This window comes from Janthinobacterium silvisoli, assembly GCF_014200725.1.
Taxonomy (GTDB): domain Bacteria; phylum Pseudomonadota; class Gammaproteobacteria; order Burkholderiales; family Burkholderiaceae_D; genus Janthinobacterium.
The window spans coordinates 639,533-660,721 of record NZ_JACHCL010000002.1 but is presented as its reverse complement, the minus strand read 5'-3'; the positions used below and the strand labels follow the sequence as shown (position 1 = coordinate 660,721).

General features: G+C 60.4%; 19 protein-coding genes. 9 read left to right on the top strand and 10 right to left on the bottom strand.

The annotated features are described in order from the left end of the window. Positions 1 to 131 precede the first annotated feature (131 nt). The 4 genes from HDE75_RS13175 (at position 132) to HDE75_RS13160 (ending at position 6,859) form a co-directional block, all read left to right on the top strand. On the top strand, positions 132 to 1,376 hold the full coding sequence (locus tag HDE75_RS13175; RefSeq protein WP_183677238.1) for an efflux RND transporter periplasmic adaptor subunit: 1,245 nt from the start codon (positions 132 to 134) through the stop codon (positions 1,374 to 1,376). Positions 1,377 to 1,379: 3 nt separating this feature from the next. Then, positions 1,380 to 4,580: an efflux RND transporter permease subunit gene (locus HDE75_RS13170; protein WP_183677239.1), complete on the top strand. Its 3,201-nt coding sequence runs from the start codon at positions 1,380 to 1,382 to the stop codon at positions 4,578 to 4,580. 11 nt (positions 4,581 to 4,591) lie between these two features. Further along, a complete protein-coding gene (locus HDE75_RS13165; RefSeq protein WP_409254916.1) occupies positions 4,592 to 6,088 on the top strand; it encodes an efflux transporter outer membrane subunit in 1,497 nt (498 codons plus the stop codon). A gap of 252 nt (positions 6,089 to 6,340) precedes the next feature. Continuing rightward, complete coding sequence (locus HDE75_RS13160; RefSeq protein WP_260174138.1) at positions 6,341 to 6,859, top strand: fasciclin domain-containing protein; 519 nt, start codon at positions 6,341 to 6,343, stop codon at positions 6,857 to 6,859. A 66-nt stretch (positions 6,860 to 6,925) separates the two neighbouring features. On the opposite strand, the gene HDE75_RS13155 is transcribed toward HDE75_RS13160, so the two are convergent. From HDE75_RS13155 to HDE75_RS13120, 8 genes are all read right to left on the bottom strand, one after another. Beyond that, positions 6,926 to 7,177: a hypothetical protein gene (locus HDE75_RS13155; protein WP_183678172.1), complete on the bottom strand. Its 252-nt coding sequence runs from the start codon at positions 7,175 to 7,177 to the stop codon at positions 6,926 to 6,928. 55 nt (positions 7,178 to 7,232) lie between these two features. Beyond that, entirely contained in the window at positions 7,233 to 7,484 is a 252-nt protein-coding gene (locus HDE75_RS13150; RefSeq protein WP_183677241.1) for a hypothetical protein, read from the bottom strand. A 141-nt stretch (positions 7,485 to 7,625) separates the two neighbouring features. Then, the gene (locus HDE75_RS13145) at positions 7,626 to 8,645 is read right to left on the bottom strand and encodes a serine hydrolase domain-containing protein (RefSeq protein WP_221291856.1); all 1,020 of its coding nucleotides are present in this window, start codon (positions 8,643 to 8,645) and stop codon (positions 7,626 to 7,628) included. Positions 8,646 to 8,705: 60 nt separating this feature from the next. Beyond that, positions 8,706 to 9,908, bottom strand: coding sequence for a PepSY-associated TM helix domain-containing protein (locus HDE75_RS13140; RefSeq protein WP_183678057.1), 1,203 nt, complete (start codon positions 9,906 to 9,908; stop codon positions 8,706 to 8,708). A gap of 15 nt (positions 9,909 to 9,923) precedes the next feature. Beyond that, a complete protein-coding gene (locus HDE75_RS13135) occupies positions 9,924 to 12,092 on the bottom strand; it encodes a TonB-dependent siderophore receptor (protein ID WP_183677242.1) in 2,169 nt (722 codons plus the stop codon). Between the two features lie 276 nt (positions 12,093 to 12,368). Next, on the bottom strand, positions 12,369 to 12,602 hold the full coding sequence (locus tag HDE75_RS13130) for a hypothetical protein (protein ID WP_183677243.1): 234 nt from the start codon (positions 12,600 to 12,602) through the stop codon (positions 12,369 to 12,371). A gap of 58 nt (positions 12,603 to 12,660) precedes the next feature. Further along, positions 12,661 to 12,900, bottom strand: a complete 240-nt coding sequence (locus tag HDE75_RS13125) for a hypothetical protein (protein ID WP_183677244.1) — start codon at positions 12,898 to 12,900, stop codon at positions 12,661 to 12,663. Positions 12,901 to 13,145: 245 nt separating this feature from the next. After that, positions 13,146 to 13,463, bottom strand: a complete 318-nt coding sequence (locus tag HDE75_RS13120; RefSeq protein WP_183677245.1) for a hypothetical protein — start codon at positions 13,461 to 13,463, stop codon at positions 13,146 to 13,148. Between the two features lie 240 nt (positions 13,464 to 13,703). Here HDE75_RS13120 and ligD point away from each other — a divergent pair, with 240 nt between their 5' ends. From ligD to HDE75_RS13100, 4 genes are all read left to right on the top strand, one after another. Further along, entirely contained in the window at positions 13,704 to 16,184 is a 2,481-nt protein-coding gene (ligD, locus tag HDE75_RS13115; protein ID WP_183677246.1) for a DNA ligase D, read from the top strand. A gap of 39 nt (positions 16,185 to 16,223) precedes the next feature. Further along, positions 16,224 to 16,802 (top strand): TetR/AcrR family transcriptional regulator, encoded by a 579-nt coding sequence (locus HDE75_RS13110; protein WP_183677247.1) that lies wholly within the window; start codon positions 16,224 to 16,226, stop codon positions 16,800 to 16,802. A gap of 77 nt (positions 16,803 to 16,879) precedes the next feature. Next, a complete protein-coding gene (locus HDE75_RS13105; protein ID WP_183677248.1) occupies positions 16,880 to 17,608 on the top strand; it encodes an SDR family oxidoreductase in 729 nt (242 codons plus the stop codon). A gap of 108 nt (positions 17,609 to 17,716) precedes the next feature. Continuing rightward, complete coding sequence (locus tag HDE75_RS13100; protein WP_183677249.1) at positions 17,717 to 18,643, top strand: NAD(P)/FAD-dependent oxidoreductase; 927 nt, start codon at positions 17,717 to 17,719, stop codon at positions 18,641 to 18,643. Between the two features lie 4 nt (positions 18,644 to 18,647). Here the strand turns inward: HDE75_RS13100 and ku are convergent, their stop codons facing one another. Both ku and HDE75_RS13090 read right to left on the bottom strand, forming a co-directional pair. Then, positions 18,648 to 19,529: a non-homologous end joining protein Ku gene (ku, locus tag HDE75_RS13095; protein ID WP_183677250.1), complete on the bottom strand. Its 882-nt coding sequence runs from the start codon at positions 19,527 to 19,529 to the stop codon at positions 18,648 to 18,650. 3 nt (positions 19,530 to 19,532) lie between these two features. Next, the gene (locus HDE75_RS13090) at positions 19,533 to 20,477 is read right to left on the bottom strand and encodes an SDR family oxidoreductase (protein ID WP_183677251.1); all 945 of its coding nucleotides are present in this window, start codon (positions 20,475 to 20,477) and stop codon (positions 19,533 to 19,535) included. 127 nt (positions 20,478 to 20,604) lie between these two features. On the opposite strand from HDE75_RS13090, the gene HDE75_RS13085 reads away from it, so the two are divergent. After that, entirely contained in the window at positions 20,605 to 21,174 is a 570-nt protein-coding gene (locus HDE75_RS13085) for a TetR/AcrR family transcriptional regulator (protein WP_183677252.1), read from the top strand. The last annotated feature ends 15 nt before the right edge of the window (positions 21,175 to 21,189 follow it).

The following is a 21,189-nucleotide window of genomic DNA, read 5'->3' as shown; positions in this document are numbered from 1 at the left end:
TTAAGCTGCAGGCGGCCTGTTTACCTTTGATCGAGCGCCGTCGGGCGCCATGGCACCAACAGTACCTTTTTTAGCTGGGTTGCTTCCTGCCGCCCATACCATTAGAAATTTTCATAAGACAGGGAAATAAAATGAAAAACGTTCAACAATTTTCGACGCTGCTCAAGCCCCTGGCCGCATCGCTCGCGCTGGCCGGACTGGTTGCCGTGAGCCTGGCTGGCTGCGATTCGGCGAACAGCAAGGTGCCCGACGCGCCAGCAGCCGGCGGCCCGCCGGTGTCCACCGCTGCCGTGGTGGAAAAACAGATCACCGAAACCCAGGAATTCTCGGGCCGCCTGGAAGCGATCGACCGCGTGGAAATCCGCTCGCGCGTCAACGGCTTCATCACATCCGTGAACTTCAAGCCAGGCAGCGAAGTGAAAAAAGGCGAGGTGTTGTTCGTCATCGACCCGCGCCCTTACCAGGCGGAAGTGGAACGCACCGAAGGCGCTGCCGCCTCGGCCCGCGCCAAGGCTGGCCTGGCCAAGCTGGAGTTGACGCGCTCTGAAAAGCTGCTGGCTGAAAAAGCCATCGCCCAGCGCGAATACGATGAAAAAGCGGCCGATATGAAAGGGCTGGAAGCCGATGCCCGCGCGGCGCAAGCCTCGTATGACGCGGCCAAGCTGAATCTGTCCTATACCCGCGTCGAGTCGCCTATCAGCGGCCGCGTCAGCAAGGCTGAAATCACCGTCGGCAACCTGATCGATGCTTCCGCCATCCTCACTTCCGTGGTGTCGACCGACCGCATCTACGCCAGCTTTGACGGCGATGAAGACACCTATCTGCGCGTGGCCGGTACGGCGCAAAAAGGCACCCCCGTCACCGTGAAAATTGGCCTGGCCAATGAAACGGGTTTCCCGCATGAAGGCAAGCTGGAATTCGTCGACAACCGGCTCGATCCGGCTACCGGCAGCGTGCGCATGCGTGCCACCTTCGCCAATACCGACCGCGAACTGGTGCCTGGCCTGTTTGCACGCGTCCAGCTCGATGGCGGCAACGGCCCGAAAGCACAAAGCACGGCGTTGCTGATCAGCGACCGCGCCGTGGGCACCGACCAAAGCCGCAAATTTGTCTACGTGATCGGCGCCGACAACAAGGCCGAATACCGCGCCGTCAAGCTGGGTCCGAATTCGGATGGCTTGCGCGTGGTGCGCGAAGGCTTGAAGGCTGGCGAGAAAATCGTCGTGAACGGCTTGCAGCGCGTGCGCCCAGGCGCAGCGGTGACGCCGCAACTGGTGGCGATGGACTTTGATCCGACCGCACCGGCTGCACCCGCGAAACCTGCAGCAAAAGACGCCAAGATTGCAGCGAAAGCCGCATCGACTACCAAGGAATAAAACATGAATTTTTCACGCTTTTTCATCGACAAGCCGATTTTTGCGGCGGTCTTGTCGATCATCATATTCGTAGCGGGGCTATTGTCGATTTTCGGCTTGCCCATCTCCGAATACCCTGACGTCGTGCCGCCATCGGTGGTGGTGCGCGCGCAGTATCCGGGCGCAAACCCGAAAGTGATCGCCGAGACGGTGGCAGCACCGCTCGAAGAGCAGATCAACGGTGTCGAAAACATGCTCTATATGTCTTCGCAAAATACCTCCGATGGCGCGATGATGCTGACCGTGACCTTCAAGATCGGCACCAACGTCGAGCAAGCCGAGACGCAGGTGCAGAACCGTGTGCAGCGCGCCTTGCCACGCCTGCCGGAAGAAGTGCGCCAGATCGGCGTGACGACCGTCAAGTCTTCGCCCAACCTGACCATGGTGGTGCATCTGGTCTCGCCAAACAAGCGCTACGACGATATGTATCTGCGTAACTACGCGGTGCTGAACGTCAAGGACCAGCTGGCGCGCTTGCCTGGCATGGGCGATATCCAGATCTTCGGTGCTGGCGACTACGCCATGCGCATCTGGCTCGATCCGCAAAAAGTCGCTGCGCGCGGCATGACGGCCAATGATGTCGTCGACGCCATCCGCGAGCAGAACGTGCAGGTCGCCGCGGGTGTGATCGGCGCGTCGCCAGCAAAAAATGCGGACTTCCAGCTGACCGTCAACACCCAGGGCCGTCTGCAAACGCCTGAGCAGTTTGGCGACATCATCGTGCGTACCAATGGCGATGGCGCCGTCACGCACCTGCGCGATGTGGCGCGTGTGGAAATGGGCGCCAACAGCTACTCGCTGCGTTCGCTGCTGAACAATAATCCAGCCGTCGGCATGGGTATTTTCGAAGCACCTAACGCCAACGCGCTGCAATTGTCCAGCGATGTGCGTGCCAAGATGGACGAGCTGAAAAAAGACTTCCCGCAAGGCGTGGAATACCGCATCGAGTACGACCCGACCCAGTTCGTGCGTTCCTCGATTGAAGCCGTGATCCACACCCTGCTCGAAGCGATCGCGCTGGTGGTGCTGGTGGTGATCATCTTCCTGCAAACCTGGCGCGCCTCCATCATCCCGCTGCTGGCCGTACCGGTTTCCATCGTCGGCACGTTTGCCGTGATGCTGGGCTTTGGTTTCTCGATCAATACCCTGTCGCTGTTCGGCCTGGTGCTGGCGATCGGTATCGTGGTCGATGACGCCATCGTGGTGGTGGAAAACGTCGAGCGTAATATCGAAGAAGGCTTGTCGCCGCGCGACGCGACCATCCAGGCCATGAAAGAGGTGAGTGGTCCGATTATCGCCATCGCCCTGGTGCTGTGCGCCGTGTTCGTGCCGATTGCCTTCGTACCCGGTCTGTCGGGCGAGTTCTATCGCCAGTTTGCGCTGACCATCGCGATTTCGACCGTGATCTCCGCTTTCAGCTCGCTGACCCTGGCGCCAGCCTTGTCGGCCGCGCTGTTGAAACCGCACGATGCACCGAAAGATGCGCTGACCCGCGTGATGGACAAGATCTTCGGCCGCTTCTTCGCCTGGTTCAACCGTTTCTTCGGCCGTGCTTCGCACCGCTATGAAGCGGGCGTCAAAGGTGTGTTGGGCCGCAAGAGCGCTTCGCTGGGCGTGTACGCACTGCTGGTGGTGGCTGCCATCTTCACCTTCAAGGCTGTACCGGCCGGCTTCGTGCCAGGCCAGGACAAGCAGTATCTGGTCGGTTTCGCGCAATTGCCTGACGCCGCCTCGCTGGACCGCACCGAAGATGTGGTGCGCCGCATGTCCGACGTGATCAAGTCGGTGCCTGGCGTTGAATCGACGATTGCCTTCCCTGGCTTGTCGATCAACGACTTCACCAATGCGCCTAACTCGGGCATCGTGTTTGCGACCCTGAAACCGTTTGACCAGCGCACCACCAAGGAATTGTCGGGTGGCGCCATCGCGGCCGAGATCAACAAGCGCCTGGGCGGTATTCAGGACGCCTTCATCATGGTCTTCCCGCCACCACCGGTCAACGGCCTGGGTACCATCGGCGGCTTCAAGATGATGATCGAAGACCGTGGCAACCTCGGTTACGACGCGCTGTATAACGCCACGCAGGCGCTGGCCGCCAAGGCTTACCAGACGCCGGAACTGGCAGGTGTGTTCTCGGGTTACCAGATCAACGTGCCGCAGCTGTTTGCCGATGTCGACCGCGTAAAAGCCAAGCAGATGGGCGTGCAGCTGCAAACGATTTACCAGACCTTGCAGATCAACCTCGGTTCGCTGTACGTGAATGACTTCAACCAGTTTGGCCGCACCTATCAGGTACGTGTGCAAGCCGATGCGTCGTTCCGTTCGCATGCGCAGGATATCGCGCAGCTGAAGGTCCGTAGCGACAAGGGCGAGATGATTCCTCTGTCCTCCTTGATGCGCGTGAAAGACACCTATGGTCCGGACCGCGTACAGCGCTACAACGCCTACGCCGCAGCCGACTTTAACGGTGGCGCCGCAGCGGGTGTATCGAGTGGCCAGGCGCAAGCCGCGCTGGAGCGCATCGCCAAGGAAGTGCTGCCGCAAGGGATTTCGTTTGAATGGACCGAGCTGACCTACCAGGACATCCTGTCTGGTAACACCATGATCTATGTGTTCCCGCTGTGCGTGCTGCTGGTCTTCCTGGTGCTGGCTGCCCAATACGAAAGCTGGACCCTGCCGCTGGCCGTGATCCTGATCGTGCCGATGTCGATCCTTTGCGCGCTGCTCGGCGTCAAGCTGACCGGTGGCGACAACAACGTGTTTACGCAGATCGCCCTGTTCGTGTTGGTGGGGCTGGCGTCGAAGAATGCGATTCTGATCGTGGAGTTTGCGCGTGAACTGGAAGACCATGGCCGCAGCATCGTGCAAGCGGCGCTGGAAGCTTGCCGTCTGCGTCTGCGTCCTATCCTGATGACGTCGATCGCCTTCATCATGGGCGTGGTGCCCCTGGTGTTCTCGCACGGCGCCGGTTCGGAAATGCGTCATGCGATGGGTGTGGCGGTGTTTGCCGGCATGCTGGGCGTGACCTTCTTCGGCCTGTTCCTGACGCCTGTGTTCTATGTATTGCTGCGCACTCTGGCGCAGCGTTTTGAGAAAAAGCCGGCTGATGCAGTGGTCAAGCATCCTGCAGCGCCTGTGCTGGATCTGGAAGGAGATGTATCGTGAAAAACAATATCATGATGGCTGCACCCAAGGTGACAACTGGCTTGCGCACGACCCTGACGGCCATGGCCGCAGCCGTGCTGCTGGCCGCGTGCGCGGCGCCTGAATTCAAGCAGCCGCAGATAGCCACGCCGGCCGCGTTCAAGGAAGACCAGACGCTGCCTGCCGTACAGACGGCAGCCGATGGCACGCGCTGGAAGCAGGGCGTGCCGGCGGAACGCCAGGCGCGCGGCGAATGGTGGCTGGCTTTCAATGACCCGGCCTTGACCGAGCTGATAGGCGAAGCCACCAAAGCCAACGCCAACCTGGCCGTGGCCGCCGCCAGGGTCAAGCAGGCGAGGGCGATTGCCGGTATCGCCGAAGCAGACCGCATCCCGCAAGTGGGCGTGAACGTGGGCGCGCAGCGCAACCGCGCTTCCGCACTGTCGCTGTCGCTGCCGGAAGGCACGCCGGTCGCGCCTGGCAATGTGTACCAGGCCAACCTGACGGCCAGCTACGAAGTCGACCTGTTCGGCCGCGTGTCGTCCAATGTCAGCGCGGCGCGCAGCGATGCGCTGGCGGTGGAAGCGACTTACCGTTCGGTGCTGTTGTCCTTGCAAGCAGACGTGGCGCAGACCTATTTCATGCTGCGTGAAACGGATGCCGAACTGGCGACGCTGGAACAGACGGTGCGCCTGCGTGAAGAAAGCGTGCACGTGAACCAGCGCCGCTACGACCTGGGCGACATTGGCGAGTTCGATCTGGCCCGTGCCCGCACGGAGCTGTCGACGGCGCGCGCCGAAGCGATTGGCCTGCAGCGCCAGCGCACCACCAATGAGCATGCGCTGGCCGTCTTGCTGGGCAAACCGGCCGCCAGTTTCACGGCGTCCGTCAACCCGCTGCAAGACAGCGCTTTCCTGCCCGTGATCCCGGCTGGCTTGCCATCGTCGCTGCTGGAGCGCCGTCCCGACATCGCGTCGGCACAGCGCACCATGGAAGCATCGAATGCGCGTATCGGTGTAGCGAAGTCCGCCATGTTCCCGGCCCTGACCCTGAATGCCGCTGCTGGTGGTACAGGCGACACCGTCGCGGATATCTTCAAGTGGAGCAGCCGCTCCTGGCTGCTGGGCGCCCTGATGTCGATGCCGATCATCGATGGTGGCCGCAACAAGGCTGCCGTGACGCGCAGCGAAGCGCAGCTGGAAGAGTCGGTAGCGACTTATCGCCAGAGCGTGCTGGTAGCGTTCGCCGAGGTGGAAGACAATCTGGCCGGCTTGCGCATCTTGTCGGGCCAGACGCAGCAGATCGATGAAGCCGTGGTATCGGCCCGCCGCTCCGCCGACCTGGCGCAAAAACTGTATGCAGCCGGCCGTTCCAGCTACCTGGACTTGCTGGACGCGCAGCGCAACCTGGCGACCATCGAGCGCAACGCCGTGCAATTGCGCGGCAACCGCGCCGTCACCACCGTGGCGCTGATCCGCGCCCTGGGCGGTGGCTGGGGCGAGCCTGAGCAGCAAGTCGCGGCCAACTGATCCCGGCAGCGCGGGCTGGATCACCCCGGCCCGCGCCTTGGGAATTGATTGAATGGCAATTGAGTACGGCGTATGCGCATTTGCGCTGCGCCGTATTTTTTTTGCGGGTTTGCTTTTAAGGCAGCAAAAATAACTGAATCCGATCCCTGCACCGACGCGTAAATGACTGTGCAATCACGCACAGGCTTCTTATACAGTCACCAGGAGATCATCATGCGCACCTTTATTCCCGCAGTCTTGTTCGCCACTTCCATGCTGGTTACCGGCGCCAGCTTCGCAGCCGAAATGACCACCATGGTCGGTGGTCAAAGCATGTACCCAAGCAAGGACATCGTCGATAACGCTGTCAATTCGGCCGACCACACCACCCTGGTCGCTGCCGTCAAGGCGGCAGGTCTGGTCGATACGCTGAAAGGCAAGGGACCGTTTACGGTGTTTGCGCCTACCAATGCGGCGTTTGGCAAATTGCCGGCCGGCACCGTCGAGACCCTGGTCAAGCCGGAAAACAAGGCCACGCTAACGAAAATCCTCACGTACCACGTGGTCCCCGGCAAATACGACTTCAAGGCCCTGGCCCATGAAATCAAGATGCATGACGGTAAAGCGACCCTGGCCACGGCCAGCGGCGGCAAGCTGATGTTCGCCATGAACGGCATGCACAACATCGTGGTGATGGATGAGAGCGGCAATAGCGCCAACATCAGCACCTACGATGTGTACCAGTCGAATGGCGTGATCAATGTGATCGACACGGTGCTGATGCCAAAGTAAGTTGGCGAAACTGCGGACGAAAAAAAAGACAGGGCTAACCCTGTCTTTTTGAGTGCTGCAGCCTGATTACTTGGCTGGCGTTGCTGGTTCTGCCGGTGCTGCTGGAGCGGCCGTATCGGCTGGCTTGGCTTTCTTCGCCTTGTGGTGCTTTTTGTGCGCAGCCTTGGCTGCTGGTGCTGGCGTTTCAGCTTTAGCGGCTGGCGCCGTTGCTGCTGCCGAGGCGGCAGGTGCTGCTGGCGCTGCCGGTGCGGCTGGCGTTTGAGCGAAAGCGGCGGTAGCGAACAGGGTAGCGATCAAGCTGGCGATGATTTTTTTCATGGTGAGGCCTCTATGTCTAAGCTAATGGTGAACAATCAGGTGATGCGTGTTTCGATTACTTGGCTGCTGCTGGCGCTGGCGCAGCAGCGGCGCTTGCCGGAGTCGTGCCTTCAGCTTTCTTTTCAGCTGCCTTGGCTTTGGCTTTTTTCGCTGTGTGGTGCACTTTGGTCTTAGCTTCAGGCTTGGCAGCTTCGGTTTTTGCCGGTGCCGAGGCTGCTGGCGTTGCTGCTGCAGGAGCTGCAGGCGTTTGAGCAAAAGCAGCGGTAGCGAACAGGCCGGCGATCAGGGTAGCTATTACTTTTTTCATGGTGCAGTCCTCAGTGGTGGTTTGTCTGGTGTTTCTGTTTGTGTCGGCATGTTTGCCGTGTCACTGAGCAGAAAACGCGCCCCGCCAGCACTGCGTTGACGGCAATTACAAACGCTTACATCTACGTGTTTTTTTCCTGGCCTAGCGGGCTTTTTCTGCCTGCAGCAGCGCCTTCAGAATATCTTCCGAGCGGCGCTGGCCATAGCCCTTGCCATAAGCGCTGGACGCGATGCTGACCACCATGCGGCGCGTGGGAATCACATAGATCTTGTTGCCGCCATTACCGGAAGCGAAAAAGACGGGGATCTTTTCACCGGCGATTTCCTGTGTCTTCGCATACCAGAAATAGCCATAGTGATCGGCGTAGCGGTCTGCCTCGCCGGTCGCCACGCGCGGAGCGAGTGCCGCCTTGATCCAGCTGGCCTCGATCACCCTGCGGCCCTCAAAACGACCCTCATCGAGCACCATCTGGCCTATCTTCGCCGTGTCACGCGCACGCAGGGACAGGTTGCCCTGGCCTTTGGGATGGCCCGCACTATCGCGGCCCCAGCTCCAGCGCGCGATGCCTAGCGGCGTGAACAGGTTTTTGGCCGCAAAGGTTTCCAGGTCGGCGCCACTGGCGCTTTCCACCACGCGTCCCGCGATATAGGCGGTCAGCGAGTTATAGCGGTAGACGCTGCCGGGCGTGACGTTCGATGGCACGCCGCGCACGAATTTGGTAGGGTCGGCTGCTTCATCGAGTTTGTCTTCATTGCCTGGGGAATTGGCGTCTTCGTCAAACGCTGCCAGGCCGGAACGCATGGTCAGCACATCGTCCAGCGCCACCTTGCCGGCCGGGCTGCCGGCGACTTCAGGCCAGTACTGGCCTACTGTGCCGCTTGTTTGCAACTGGCCACGCGCCACGGCGGCGCCCACCAGCAGGGCGGTGATGCTTTTGCCCGCCGAACGTATATCGTGCAAGGTGTCGGCTGTCTCGCCGTTGTAATAGTGTTCGGCGACCAGCGCGCCGTCACGCAGCACGACCACGGCGGACAAGTCGCCGTGCAGGTCGTTTTCGTAGGTTTGCAAAACGGTGGAGAGGGGGGAGGCTGACTGCGCCAGGACGGCGCAGGGGCCAAACAGCGGTAACATCAATAGCAAGGTAGAGGCAAGGCGTGGCATGGGCGGCTATCCATCATGATAATCGGATGGAGAGTGTCGCCCAATTTCCCCGTCTTGTCTTTATATAAATCGCCGCTTGCCTGAAGTTTGCATGAAGCGCGCGCGCCGCTTGCGTACCCAGATGATCAAGCCCGTGGCGCTCAGCATCGCCACCACCAGGCCCATGGCGGAAATCAAAATGCGTCCCGCCAGCCCCATGATACGGCCTGAATGCAGCGGGAATTGCGCCTGCAGGAAGATGTCGCCGGCGCTGCCCGTGCCGGGGATCACGCCACCGGCAGGGCTGCCGTCGCTGCTGTCGAAATACAGCCACGCATTGCCCAGGCCACCGTCGCCATGGTCATTGTCGGCCTCGAAAAAGCCCACGCCGTACAAGCCGTAGGCGGAGGAATAAAACACGCCGCCGGCCGGTAGCAGCCAGCCCCGTTTTGCCGCCTCGGCTTTTGCAAGCGCCACCGCCTGCTCGCGCGTGATCCGAGGTTCGCCTTGCTGCGCGGGCAGGCGCGGTGTACGGCTGTCGAAGGCGTTCGGGCTGAGGGTGGAAAACTTCGCCACCAGCGGGCGCATCACCTGGGTTTGCAGATTCATCGATACCGATGTCAGCGCCAGTATCAGCAATAGCAGCCAGACCCACACGCCGCCCGAGCGGTGCAGGTCAAAGTTCAGCTTATGGCTGCCCTGGCGCCAGCGGAAAGCCAGTGATTTACGCCAGCTGCGCCAGTGTGGGAAGGACAGGTAGATGGCAATAAAGCAGTCGACAAACCACACCATGCCGATGATACCCATGAACCACAGGCCCAGTTCTATGCCCCAGCCATCGGGGATATGCATGGTGTAGTGCAGCTTGTACAGGAAGGGCAGCAGGTTTTCACGCGTCAGCGACACGGCGCCCCACTCGCGCGTGCCTTGTATTTTGCCGCTGACGGGGTCCAGCGCCACCTGGTTGTAAGCGAGTTCATAGGGCTTGCCGGTGGCAGGATTGACCCTGCCTTCGACCGACATCAACGCCGTGTGCCCCGGTTCCAGTGTCGTCAGCAGGTAGTTGACGCGCAGGCGCGGGTTGTGGGTTTCCAGCTGCTGCGCCAGCGCCAGGCCCGATTGCGCTGCTCCCGTTTCACTTTGTGCATGGAACAGCTGCGGGTTGAGCCAGGCGTCGAGTTCGTGGTCCCACGAAATGACGGCGCCCGTCAGGCCGGAGACAAACAGGAACACGGCCGCCGCCAGTCCGAACCAGCGGTGCAGCAGAACCAGGGCAGGGCGCAAACGCATCAGGCTTCCTTAGTATTTCCAGCTCAGGGTCGCGCTGCCATTGCGGCCGGGCGCATACAGCGCCTGGGTCCAGTACAAACTGGTCAAGTGCTTGTTGTCCGTCACGTTGTTCAGGTTCAGCGACAGGCTGACATTGCGGCTGATGTCATAGCTGGCCAGCAGGCCCAGTTGCGCATAGGAACCCTGGCGCAGGGTGATGGTGTCGCTGACCTTGTTGTAGATAGCGTCTTGCCAGGTCAGGCTGGCGCCCACTTTCAGTGCTGGCAAGCCAGCCACGCGGTAGGTGGTGGCCAGGTGGAACTGCTTGCGCGGGATAAAGGTGCGGGCATCCTGGCCGTCGTCGCCCGTGATGCGCAGCTGCGAGTAGCCGGCGTTCGCCTGCCAGCCCCTGGCCAGTTCGCCGGCCACATCGAACTCCAGACCTTTCGATTCGGAGTTGACGCCCTTGTAGAAAGTCTTGAAGTCGGCCGTGGTGCCTGCCGCTTCGGCTGCATTGTCCTGGCGCGTCTTGAACACTGCCCCCGACAGGTTCAGCTTGCCATCGAACCACTCGCTTTTCAGGCCCGCTTCCAGGCTCTTGCCGGTAGCGGCGGCCAAAGTCTGGCCGCGCGCATCGATGCTGCTTTGCGGGTTGAAGATGCCCGTATAGCTGCCGTAGGCCGATACATTGCGGTTGATGTCGTAGACCAGGCCCGCGTACGGCGTGGTATCGCTTTGCGACTTGGCCTGGCTGACGCCGTAGGCGGTGCCGGTGCTGTCTGCCTTGACGGTATTGAAGCCGGCCAGCAGCTTGGTATTGTCGGCCAGGTTGAAGCGGGCCGCCACGAAGGCGTTCTTGCGCTTGTCGGTGTAGGAACTGCCGTCGGTCGAGGCGTCGAAAACCGGTTCGGGATAGGAACCGTCAAAGGCCGTCCCGTTCGGCAGCGGGGTGCCGATGCCGCGGCCATAATACGAGGTATCGCTCAAGGTCGATTTCGACCAGCCCAGTCCCAGCGTGATGTCGTGCTTGCGCCCGCCCAGCATGAATTTGCCATTCGCGGAAATATCGACCAGTGCCTGGCCATTGTTCGAGTTATAGGCCGATGGATAGCTGAACAAGCCGTCGCCGGTGGCCCGGTCTGGCGTGCCATACACATACAGCAGCTTGGAATCCGAGGTGGCGCGCGTGTACGTCAGCGTCGACTTCAGGCTCCAGTCGTCGTTAAACTGGTGAACCAGTTCGGCGAAGGTATTATTGGTCTTGATATTCCAGCGCGACCAGTTGGCCGAGGTGGAGGTGGAAATCGGGTAATTGGTTGGCGTGCCATCCGTGTAGGACAGGGGCAGGGCGCCCCACATGCCGCCCCGTTCCTGGTTCTTTTGGTAGGTGTTGCCGACGGTAAGCGTGGTGTCCGGCGTCAGCTTCGCTTCCACGATGCCATACACGACATCCTTTTGCGGCGAGTAGCGGTCCAGGTAGGAATTGCCTTCCTGGTGGACGACGACGAAGCGCGCCGCCACCTTGCCGTCCGCGCTGAGCGGCGTCGAAACATCGGCGTCGAAGCGGCGCGTATCCCAGGAACCCACGGTGACAGCGGCTGAGGCGGCCAGGCCGGCGACGGGGCGCTTGCGCACGAAGTTGATGGTGGCCGATGGATTGCCGGTCGAGGAAATCAAGCCATTCGCGCCACGCACCACATCGACGCGCTCAAACACGGCCGTATCGAGGTCGCCCATCACATTGCCGAAGACGAAGGGGATGCCCACGCCGTCATACTGGAAATTGGTGATGTCGTAGCCGCGCGCCGTGTAATAGCTGCGGTCCGTTTCCACCGCTTCCACCGTCACGCCCGTGGTTTGCGCCAGCACCTTGCTGGCGTTATCGAGCTTGAAGTCATCCATCTGCGCGCGCGTGACGACCGACACCGATTGCGGTGTTTCGCGCAAGGACAGATCGAGTTTGCTGGCCGAAGCGCTCTTGCGCGCCGTGTACGCTTCGTCGTCATTCTTGCCCGTGACCGTGATGGTTTGCATGACGGCGTCATCGCCATTGCCGGCCGGTGCATCAGGCAGTGCATCGGCGGCATGGGCCAAACCCGCGCCGAGCGCCAGCGAGATGGCCAGGGCCAGTGGGCGCAGTACGGGTGTTGTCAGGGAGGCAGCGAGGGAAGGGGAGGCGAAAGGGGGACGGCCGGGCATTAAAACACTCCTGAAGGGTAAGCAAATGAAAACGCTAATGCGAATAGTTCTCAATTGTATTTGATGGCCGGGTATTCAGGCAAACATTTCTGTGACCAGGAAGCGTTATTGCCGCGATTTTTACCTCGATTTACATGCAGCCTGCACCGGCGTTGCGCTGTTTTTTTGTGACTGAAAATGCAAAAAGACAGCCGAAGCTGTCTTTTAGTCTTGCTAGTATTGCTGACGTTGCAGGGTATTGCTTGCTACTACTATGTGCTACGCACTACTTACTGCTTACTTCGCTGGTGCTGGCGTTGCCGGGGTCGCATCGGCCGCTTTCGTTTCATCGGCTTTCAGCTTGTTGGCCTTGTGTGCCTTGTGATGCTTTTTAACGACTTTGGCATCTGCTTTGGCTGGCGCCGAGGCGGTGGCCGATGCTGCTGCCGGAGAGGCTGGCGCGGCAGGCGTTTGAGCAAAGGCAGCGGTAGCGAACAGGCTGGCGATCAGGGTAGCGATAAGTTTCTTCATTTTTCAGTCCTCGGTAATGAGATATACAGTGTGTTGTTTTACGTAATTGCTTGACTGCTTATTTCGCTGGTGCTGCTTCAACGCTGGCCGATGCTGCTTTTTCAGCGGCTTTGGTTTTCTTGGCCTTGTGATGTTTTTTGGCTTTCGGGGCAGCTGCTTCCGATTTTGCGGCAGCCGATGCTGCTGGCGCTGAAGCTGCGGCAGGAGCCGATGCAGGTGTAGCAGGAGCTGCAGGCGTTTGAGCAAAAGCAGCGGTAGCGAACAGGCCGGCGATCAGGGTAGCTAATACTTTTTTCATGGTGCAGTCCTCAGTGGTGGTTTGTCTGGTGTTTCTGTTTGTGTCGGCATGTTTGCCGTGTCACTGAGCAGAAAACGCGGCCCGACAGCATGGCGTTGACGGCGATTACATTCGCTTACACACTGGTGTATTTTTCTCAGGCACGACAAGGTCAACGTGCATTTTTCCAGCGCCGAATAGACGCGGAAAAACAAAAAGACAACCGAAGCTGTCTTTTTGATGGTGCTCAATGCTCTACAAGCCGATTATTTGGCTGGAGCGGCTGGCGTTGCTTCAGCTTTGGCTTTGGCTTTTTTAGCCTTGTGATGGGCTTTGGCCTTGGTGGCGGCAGCGTCAGCCTTGGCGCTCGCTAAGTCGGCCTTGGCGTCGGCGGTAGCGGCTGCTTCTTTAGCGTCGGCTTTGGCGACAGTCTTGGTTTCTTTTGCATTTGCTTTTGCCACTTCTTTCGTGTGTTTTGCATCTGCCTTGGCCGCATCGACCGTAGCTGGAGTTTGAGCAAAGGCTGCGGTAGCGAACAAGCCGGCGATCAGAGTAGCAGTAACGTTGAAAATGCTTTTTTTCATGATGCAGTTCCTCAAGAAGTGGGTTGTAGTTCAGGAGATTTTTCCCCTGTCACTGAGTCCAAAACGTGGCCCGATGCCGTTGGGTTGACAGCAAATCACAAATATTTACATTTAGTTTTGATTATTTTTTGCCGGGCAGTGCTTGCCCCTCTGTCCGTGCTCCCGCTCTGTTAGCTGGCGTACCGCGCATGCTGCCGGTGCAGCCTACACTGGGCCTCATTCTCACTACATGAGCCTGCCATGAAGGCTGCCCTGAAAACCTACCAGGCCAAGCGCAACTTTGCCGTCACGCCCGAGCCGGCTGGGGGTGACGAGGTGGCGGGCGAGGTGCTCACCTTCGTGGTCCAGAAACACTGGGCCAGCCGCCTGCACTACGATTTTCGGCTGGAAGTCGATGGCACGATGAAAAGCTGGGCCGTGCCCAAAGGCCCCAGCTACGACACGAAAGACAAGCGCATGGCGGTGCAGGTGGAAGATCACCCGATTGCGTACTCAAGCTTTGAAGGCACGATCCCGGCCAAACAGTATGGCGCGGGCAAGGTCATTATCTGGGACCAGGGAAGCTGGCAGCCGCAGCCAGCCACGCCCGACCCCGCCAAGGCGCTGGCCGATGGCAACCTGAAATTCACCTTGTTTGGCCACAAACTGCAGGGCAACTGGGTGCTGGTGCGCATGAAGAGCAAAGGCGAAAAGCAGCCGGCCTGGCTGCTGATCAAGGAAAAAGATGGCTTTGCGCGGCCGGCCAGCGAGTTTTCCGTGGTCGATGAGCTGCCCGACAGCGTCAAGGGCAAGCCCATGCCCATGCCCATGCAGGCGGATCACGCCGCTCCGCCAGCGCCGCCCAGGGCAGCTTTGCCGGAACAGCTGTCGCCCCAGCTGGCGACCCTGGCCGATGCTCCGCCTGTGGACGCTCAGCAATGGATATTCGAGCTGAAATTCGACGGTTACCGCATCCTGGCCCGCTGCGATGGAAAACACGTCGCATTGATCACCCGCAATGGCAAGGATTGGACGCATAAACTGCCCAGGTTGCAGCAAGCGCTGCAGGAGATAGGCTTGCCGCCTGGCTGGTATGACGGCGAGATCGTCGTCAACGATAAGCAGGGTCACCCAGATTTTGGCGCCTTGCAACTGGCCTTCGACCAGGAAGCCACCAGCCAGATCGTGTATTACCTGTTCGATGTGCCGTATTTCGATGGCCACGATCTGCGTGGCCAGCCAGTCGAGGCGCGGCGCGCGCTGCTGGAACAGTTGCTGGCCAGCTTGCCCGCATCGCCGCTGGTGCGTTTCAGCGCCGAGCTGGACGCGGCGCCGCAGAAGATAGTCGCGGCCGCCTGCAAGCTGGGGCTGGAAGGCGTGATCGGGAAACGGCGCGGCTCACCGTATGTCATGCGGCGTTCCAGCGACTGGATCAAGCTCAAGTGTGGTCAGCGCCAGGAATTCGTGATTGGCGGTTATACCGAGCCGCAGGGTGCGCGCGAGGGTATCGGTTCGCTGTTGCTGGGTGTCTACGATGAGGCAGGCAGCTTGCACTATGCGGGCAATGTGGGTAGCGGTTTTGACCAGCAGAGTCTGCTGGCGCTGCGACGCCAGCTGGACGACTTGCGTATTGAGACCAGTCCGTTTGCCAGCAAGGCGGGCGGCGTGCGCCAGCCCCTGTGGGTCCAGCCCAAGCTGGTGGCGGAAGTGGCTTTTGCGCAGTGGACCAGCGGTGGCGCCGTGCGCCATGCCGTTTTCCATGGTTTGCGCAGCGACAAGCAGGCCAAGGCTGTCGTGCGCGAGCGGGCAGGAAAAATCGAACAGGAGAAGACCGTGCCATCGCTTATGAAAAGCATCTTGCCAGCCAGCTTCAAGGTCAGCCATGCGGAGCGCGTGATCGACCAGGAAAGCGGGATCACCAAGATCGACCTGGTGCGTTATTACGCGCTGGTCAGCAAGCTGATGCTGGTGCATTTGCGGGGGCGGCCCGTGTCGCTGGTGCGCGCCCCGTCCGGCGTGGGTGGCGAACTGTTTTTCCAGAAGCATGTGGATACATCGAAAATGCCGGGTGTCAAACAATTATCGAAGGCCTTGGACCCGGAGCACCCGCCCATGCTGGAAGTGGCGACGGCGCAAGGGTTGTTGTCGGCGGCGCAATGGAATGTAGTGGAATTCCATACGCAAAACGCCTTGGCCAGTGCCTACCATACGCCCAACCGGCTGGTATTCGACCTGGACCCTGGTAAGGGCGTAGCCTGGCCCGCCATCCAGGAAGCGGCCGTGCTGCTGCGCGCCTTCCTGGCGGAACTGGGACTGCCCGCCTGGCTGAAAACCAGCGGCGGCAAGGGTTTGCATGTGGTGGTGCCTATCCGCCCCCAGTATGACTGGGATACGGTGAAGGCGTTTTCGCAAGCCATCGTGGCCCATATGGCAGAGTTGATACCGCAACGTTTCGTGCTCAAGAGCGGACCGGCGAACCGGGTCGGCAAGATTTATATCGATTATCTGCGCAATGGACGGGGCGCCACCACCGTGTGCGCCTGGTCGGCACGCACGCGTTCGGGGCTGGGCATTTCCGTGCCGCTGGCGTGGGAAGAGCTGGACAAATTGAAGGCGGGCGACGCCTGGAATGTCAGCAATGTACACAGCCGCCTCGACGTGGGCAATACACCCTGGGATGGCTATGCGCGCAGCGCCAGGGGTCTTGCCCAGGCCATGAAAAAGCTGGGGTTTGCTCAATAAAGTATTTGATAGATTGGTCCAGAATGCTACACTGCGGGCATGGGACGACCAAAACAATTTGAACGCGAGCAGGCTTTGCAGCAAGCCATCGGCATTTTTTCAGAACATGGCTATGAAGGCTCGTCGACGGGCGTCTTGCTTGAAGGCATGGGCATCAGCCGCCAAAGTCTGTATGACACTTTCGGCGACAAGCGCCAGCTGTATCTGGAAGCGCTGCAGCGTTATACGAGCGATAACGTGGGCGGCTTGCTGCGCGCGCTATCCGGTGCTGCGTCGCCGGCCGTGGCGCTGGAGAGCTTGCTCGACGCAGCGGTGGTCCAGGCGCTGGCCGATCCGAATCCCCGTTGCCTGGGCATCAGCGCCATTTGCGAATTTGGTCGTACCGACCCGGAGGTCACGGCGCTGACGGAGCGGGCCGGTACGACTTTGGGGGCGGCGCTTGAGCGCAGCCTGGACCAGGCAAAAGAGGCTGGGATCATTGGTCTTGACACCGATATCGTAATGGCGTCGCAATACCTGCGTGCCACCTTGTCGGGGATTAAATTGGCGGCCCGCAGCGGCGCACCCGAAGCCACCTTGCGCGGTATCGCCAGCCTGGCCCTGCGCGCGCTGCGCTAGTGTTTTACGATGCACCGGCAATCCGGTGCTTTTTTTTGAAGTATTTTGGACTGATTGGTCTGGAAAGGTTTTGCATCATGTCTTTGGATAGAAGAATTGCTTTTGTTACCGGTGGTTCGCGCGGTATCGGCGCCGCCATCGTGCGCCGCCTGGCGGCCGATGGCGCCGTCGTGGTGTTTACGTATGCCGCCTCGCAAGCACGGGCGCTGGCGCTGGTGGCGGAAGTGGCCGCTGCTGGCGGCATTGCACAAGCCGTGCAAGCTGATAACGCCGATGCGCTAGCCTTGAGCGCCGCCATCGCCACCTGCGCCGCTGAGCATGGCCGCATCGATATCCTCGTCAACAATGCAGGCATTCTGATACGCGGCGCGGACGCCAGCGTGGCCGACTTTGACCGCATCGTCGGCGTCAATGTGCGCGGCGTGTTCGTCGCTTCGCAGGCGGCTGCCCAGCATATGGGGCAGGGCGGGCGCGTGATCACGATTGGCAGCGTAAATGGGGACCGGGCCGGTTTCGAAGGCGCCGCCCTGTACAGCATGACGAAGTCGGCCGTGGCCGGTTTGATGCGCGGCATGGCGCGCGACCTGGGGCCGCGTGGCATCACGGCCAATACGGTGCAACCGGGCCCGACCGAGACGGAAATTGTCAGCGATGAAGCCACCAAAGCGTTTTTACGCACCATGATACCCGTAGGCCGCATGGGCCAGGACAGCGAAATCGCCAGTCTGGTGGCCTTTTTGGCTGGCCCGCAAGCGGCCTTCATCAATGGCGCAGCCTTGACCATCGATGGCGGCTACCTGGCTTGATTATCTGGCGTGATGGGTGCTGGTGGAGGTGGCTTAATGCAAAGAATTTGCGTTAACTCAAATATGTAACTACAATAGTTACATGAAAACCTGTCGAAGGAATCCACCATGTTTGACTTGATCGTTATCGGCGGCAGCTTTGCCGGACTGTCTGCTGCCTTGCAACTGGCGCGCACGCGGCGTGCTGTGCTGCTGATCGACTTTGGTGCGCCACGCAACCGCTTTGCGGCACACGCGCACGGTGTGCTGGCGCAGGATGGCCGCCCTGGCAGCGCCATCCTGAGCGACGCGCGGGCGCAACTGGCCAGCTACCCGAATGTCACTTTATGGCAGGGCAAGGTGAGCCAGGCGCAACCCTTGCCGTCGGCGAAGATTGCTTTCGCGGTCACCCTGGACGATGGCCGCCAGGCGCAGGGCCGGCGCTTGCTGCTGGCCACCGGTGTGCGCGATGTGTTGCCCGAATTGCCGGGCGTGGCCGAGCGCTGGGGCCAGACGGTCTTGCATTGCCCGTATTGCCATGGTTATGAAATCGGCGGCGGGGCAGGTGGCCAGGCCATCGGCGTACTGGGCAGGTTACCTGCCTCCGTGCACCAGGCCAGCCTGATCGCCGACTGGGGCGACGTGACCCTGTTTACGGCAGGCATGCCGCCACTCGACGATGAAGCCCGGCAATTGCTGGCACGGCGCAAGGTGAAAATAGAAACCGTGGCCGTGACGGCGATTGAAGGCACAACACCTGCCATCGACGGTGTGCGCCTGGCCGATGGCCGTCTGCTGCCCTTGCGTGCGCTATTCCTGGCCGCACCGATAGAACAGGCCAGTGCGCTGGCGGCGCAGCTGGGCTGCGTTTTCGAGGAAGGCATGATGGGGCCGGTGCTGCAGACCGATGCCATGAAAATGAGTTCCGTGCCCGGTGTGTACGCGGCCGGCGACGCGGCGCGCGCCATGGCCAATATCACCTTTGCCATGGGCGATGGCGTGATGGCGGCCGTAGGCGTCCATCATGCCTTGATCGCGGAAGAGAGCGCAGCCTGATTCATCAGGCGGACTTGCGCCGGGACGTGGCTGTCTTGCGCGCAGCAGGTTTGGGCGCAGCCTTGGCCTTGCTTGCCGGGGCCGCCGCATTCTTGCCCAGGCTTTGCTGCAGCAGGGCCACCAGGTCGACCACATTGCTCGCTGGCGCTGGCTCCTCGTTGTCCGCTTCCGGCGCCGTGATGGTCTTGGTCTGTTTGGCCTTGATTTTCTTTTTCACCAGCGCCAGCACATCTTCACGGTAGCTGTCGTGGTATTGCCCGGGCTGCCAGGTTTCGCTCATGCCTTCCACCAGCGACAGGGCCATTTTCAATTCCTTGTCGGAAATGCCCGCCGCTTTTAATGTGCTGCCGGGCAAATCCAGATCATCGGTGGCGCGAATTTCATCGGCATAGCGCAAGGTATTGAGTACGATGGCGTCGCCTATACAGACCAGCGCACACAGGTGCTGCTTGGTACGCATGACCATGGACGCCACGCCTACCTTGCCCGCCTTGCGCAGGGTTTCGCGCAGCAGCGCATAGACTTTTTCACCGCCCTTGGCGGGCAGCAGATAATACGGGTGCTCGTAAAAGGTCAGCGGCACTTCGCTGGCATCGACAAAAGTGAGGATATCGATGGTCTGCGTGGCTTTTACATTGGCCCGTTTCAAGTCTTCATCGGACAGCACCACGTATTCATCGGTCTTGTATTCATAACCCTTGATGATGTTATCCCACGCCACTTCCTTGCCCGTCTGCTTGTTGTAGCGCTTGTAGCCGACGGGCGCAAAGTCGCGCTTGTCCAGCATGGACAGTTCCAGTTCATGGTCGAGACTGGCAGAAATCAGTTCGACCGGGATGTGCACCAGGCCAAAGCTGATCGCGCCTTTCCACAATGCACGCGCCATGACCTATTCCCCTACGCTGCCGGTGACAGGCAGCACGATGCCCGTGATATAGCTGGAACAGGCGGGCGAGGCCAGGAAAACATAGGCGGGCGACAATTCTTCGGGCTGGGCCGGGCGGTGCATGTTGGTGTCCTGGCCGAAGGTACGGATTTCCTCGGGCGGTTTGTCGGCCGGGTTGAGTGGCGTCCAGACAGGGCCGGGCGCGATGGCGTTCACGCGTATGCCCTTTTCCAGCAGGTTGGCGGACAGGGCCATGGTAAACGCGTGGATGGCGCCCTTGGTGGTGGAATAGTCGAGCAAGTTTTTCGAGCCTTTCAAGCCCGTCACGGAACCCGTGTTGATGATGGATGCGCCCCGCTGCAAATGGGGCAGCACAGCCTTGGCCATATGAAAGTAGCCATACACATTGGTTTTCATGGTCAGGTCGAAGCGTTCCTCGCTCAAGTCCAGCAAGGACGTCGCGTGCTCCTGGAAGGCGGCGTTATTCACCAGCACGTCGATATGGTTGAACTGGGACATCACCTGGCTGACTGCCTCCTCGCAAAAACGCTGCTCGCGCACGTCGCCGGGGATCAGCAGGCAGCTTTGGCCTTCCGCTTCCACATAGCGCTTGGTTTCATTGGCGTCCTCGTGCTCATTGAGGTAAACGATGGCCACGTCGGCGCCTTCGCGCGCATACAGCACGGCCACGGCGCGGCCTATGCCTGAATCGCCGCCCGTGACGATGGCCACCATGCCGGCCAGCTTGCCGCTGCCACTGTAATCGGGAGCCAGGAAGCGCGGTTTCAAGGACATCTGCGCCTCTATCCCTGGCTTGTCCAGCTGTTGTGCCGGGAGCGGTGTGCCGGGTTGCCTGCGCGCGTTGGTCTGCACAGCTCGCTTATCCGTGTGCCCATCCTCTTGCGGGTTGCCGCGCTGCAGATTGCCGATGGATTTATTTTCACTCATGCTGGCCTCCTTTCATGCGTAGAGCCAGTATCGCGGCGGGGCAGGCTGCCTACGGTGCGCCTGCTAACAGAGTGGAAAGATCGGCCAAAAAGATATATGATGAGTGACATTATTGCAGGAGGCAGTCATGAAAGTGAGCAGGGAACAGGCGGCGCTGAACCGCGAGCGCATCGTTGAGGTGGCGGCGAAGTTATTCCGCGAAAAGGGTTATGACGGCATCGGCGTGGCCGATCTGATGAAAAATGCGGGTCTCACGCATGGCGGCTTCTATGGCCATTTCGCCTCCAAGGAAGACTTGATGGTCGAGGCGTGCGAGCTTGCCTTGAAGAAATCCCTGGAAAGCTGGAAAGTTAGAATCGAGCAAGACCCGCAACAAGCCTTGCCCAAGCTGGTCAACCATTACCTGAGCACGCAATCGCGCGACACTCCCGGCGTGGCTTGCCCGGCGCCCACCATGGGCGTCGATGTGGCGCGCAGCTCGCCCAGCGCGCGGCCAGCCTTTACGGCCACCACGCGCCAGCAGTTTGACTTGCTGGCAGGGCTGATGCCGGAAGGTACGGCTGAAGAAAAACGCCGGTTAGCGATCACCACCTTTTCAGCGCTGGTGGGCGCCATGGTGCTGGCCCGCTCGACTGATGACGCCGCCTTTTCGGAAGAAATCATGGAAGCTGTACGAACGCAGTTGCTGGCAAGCTGATTACCCTGTCAGCCG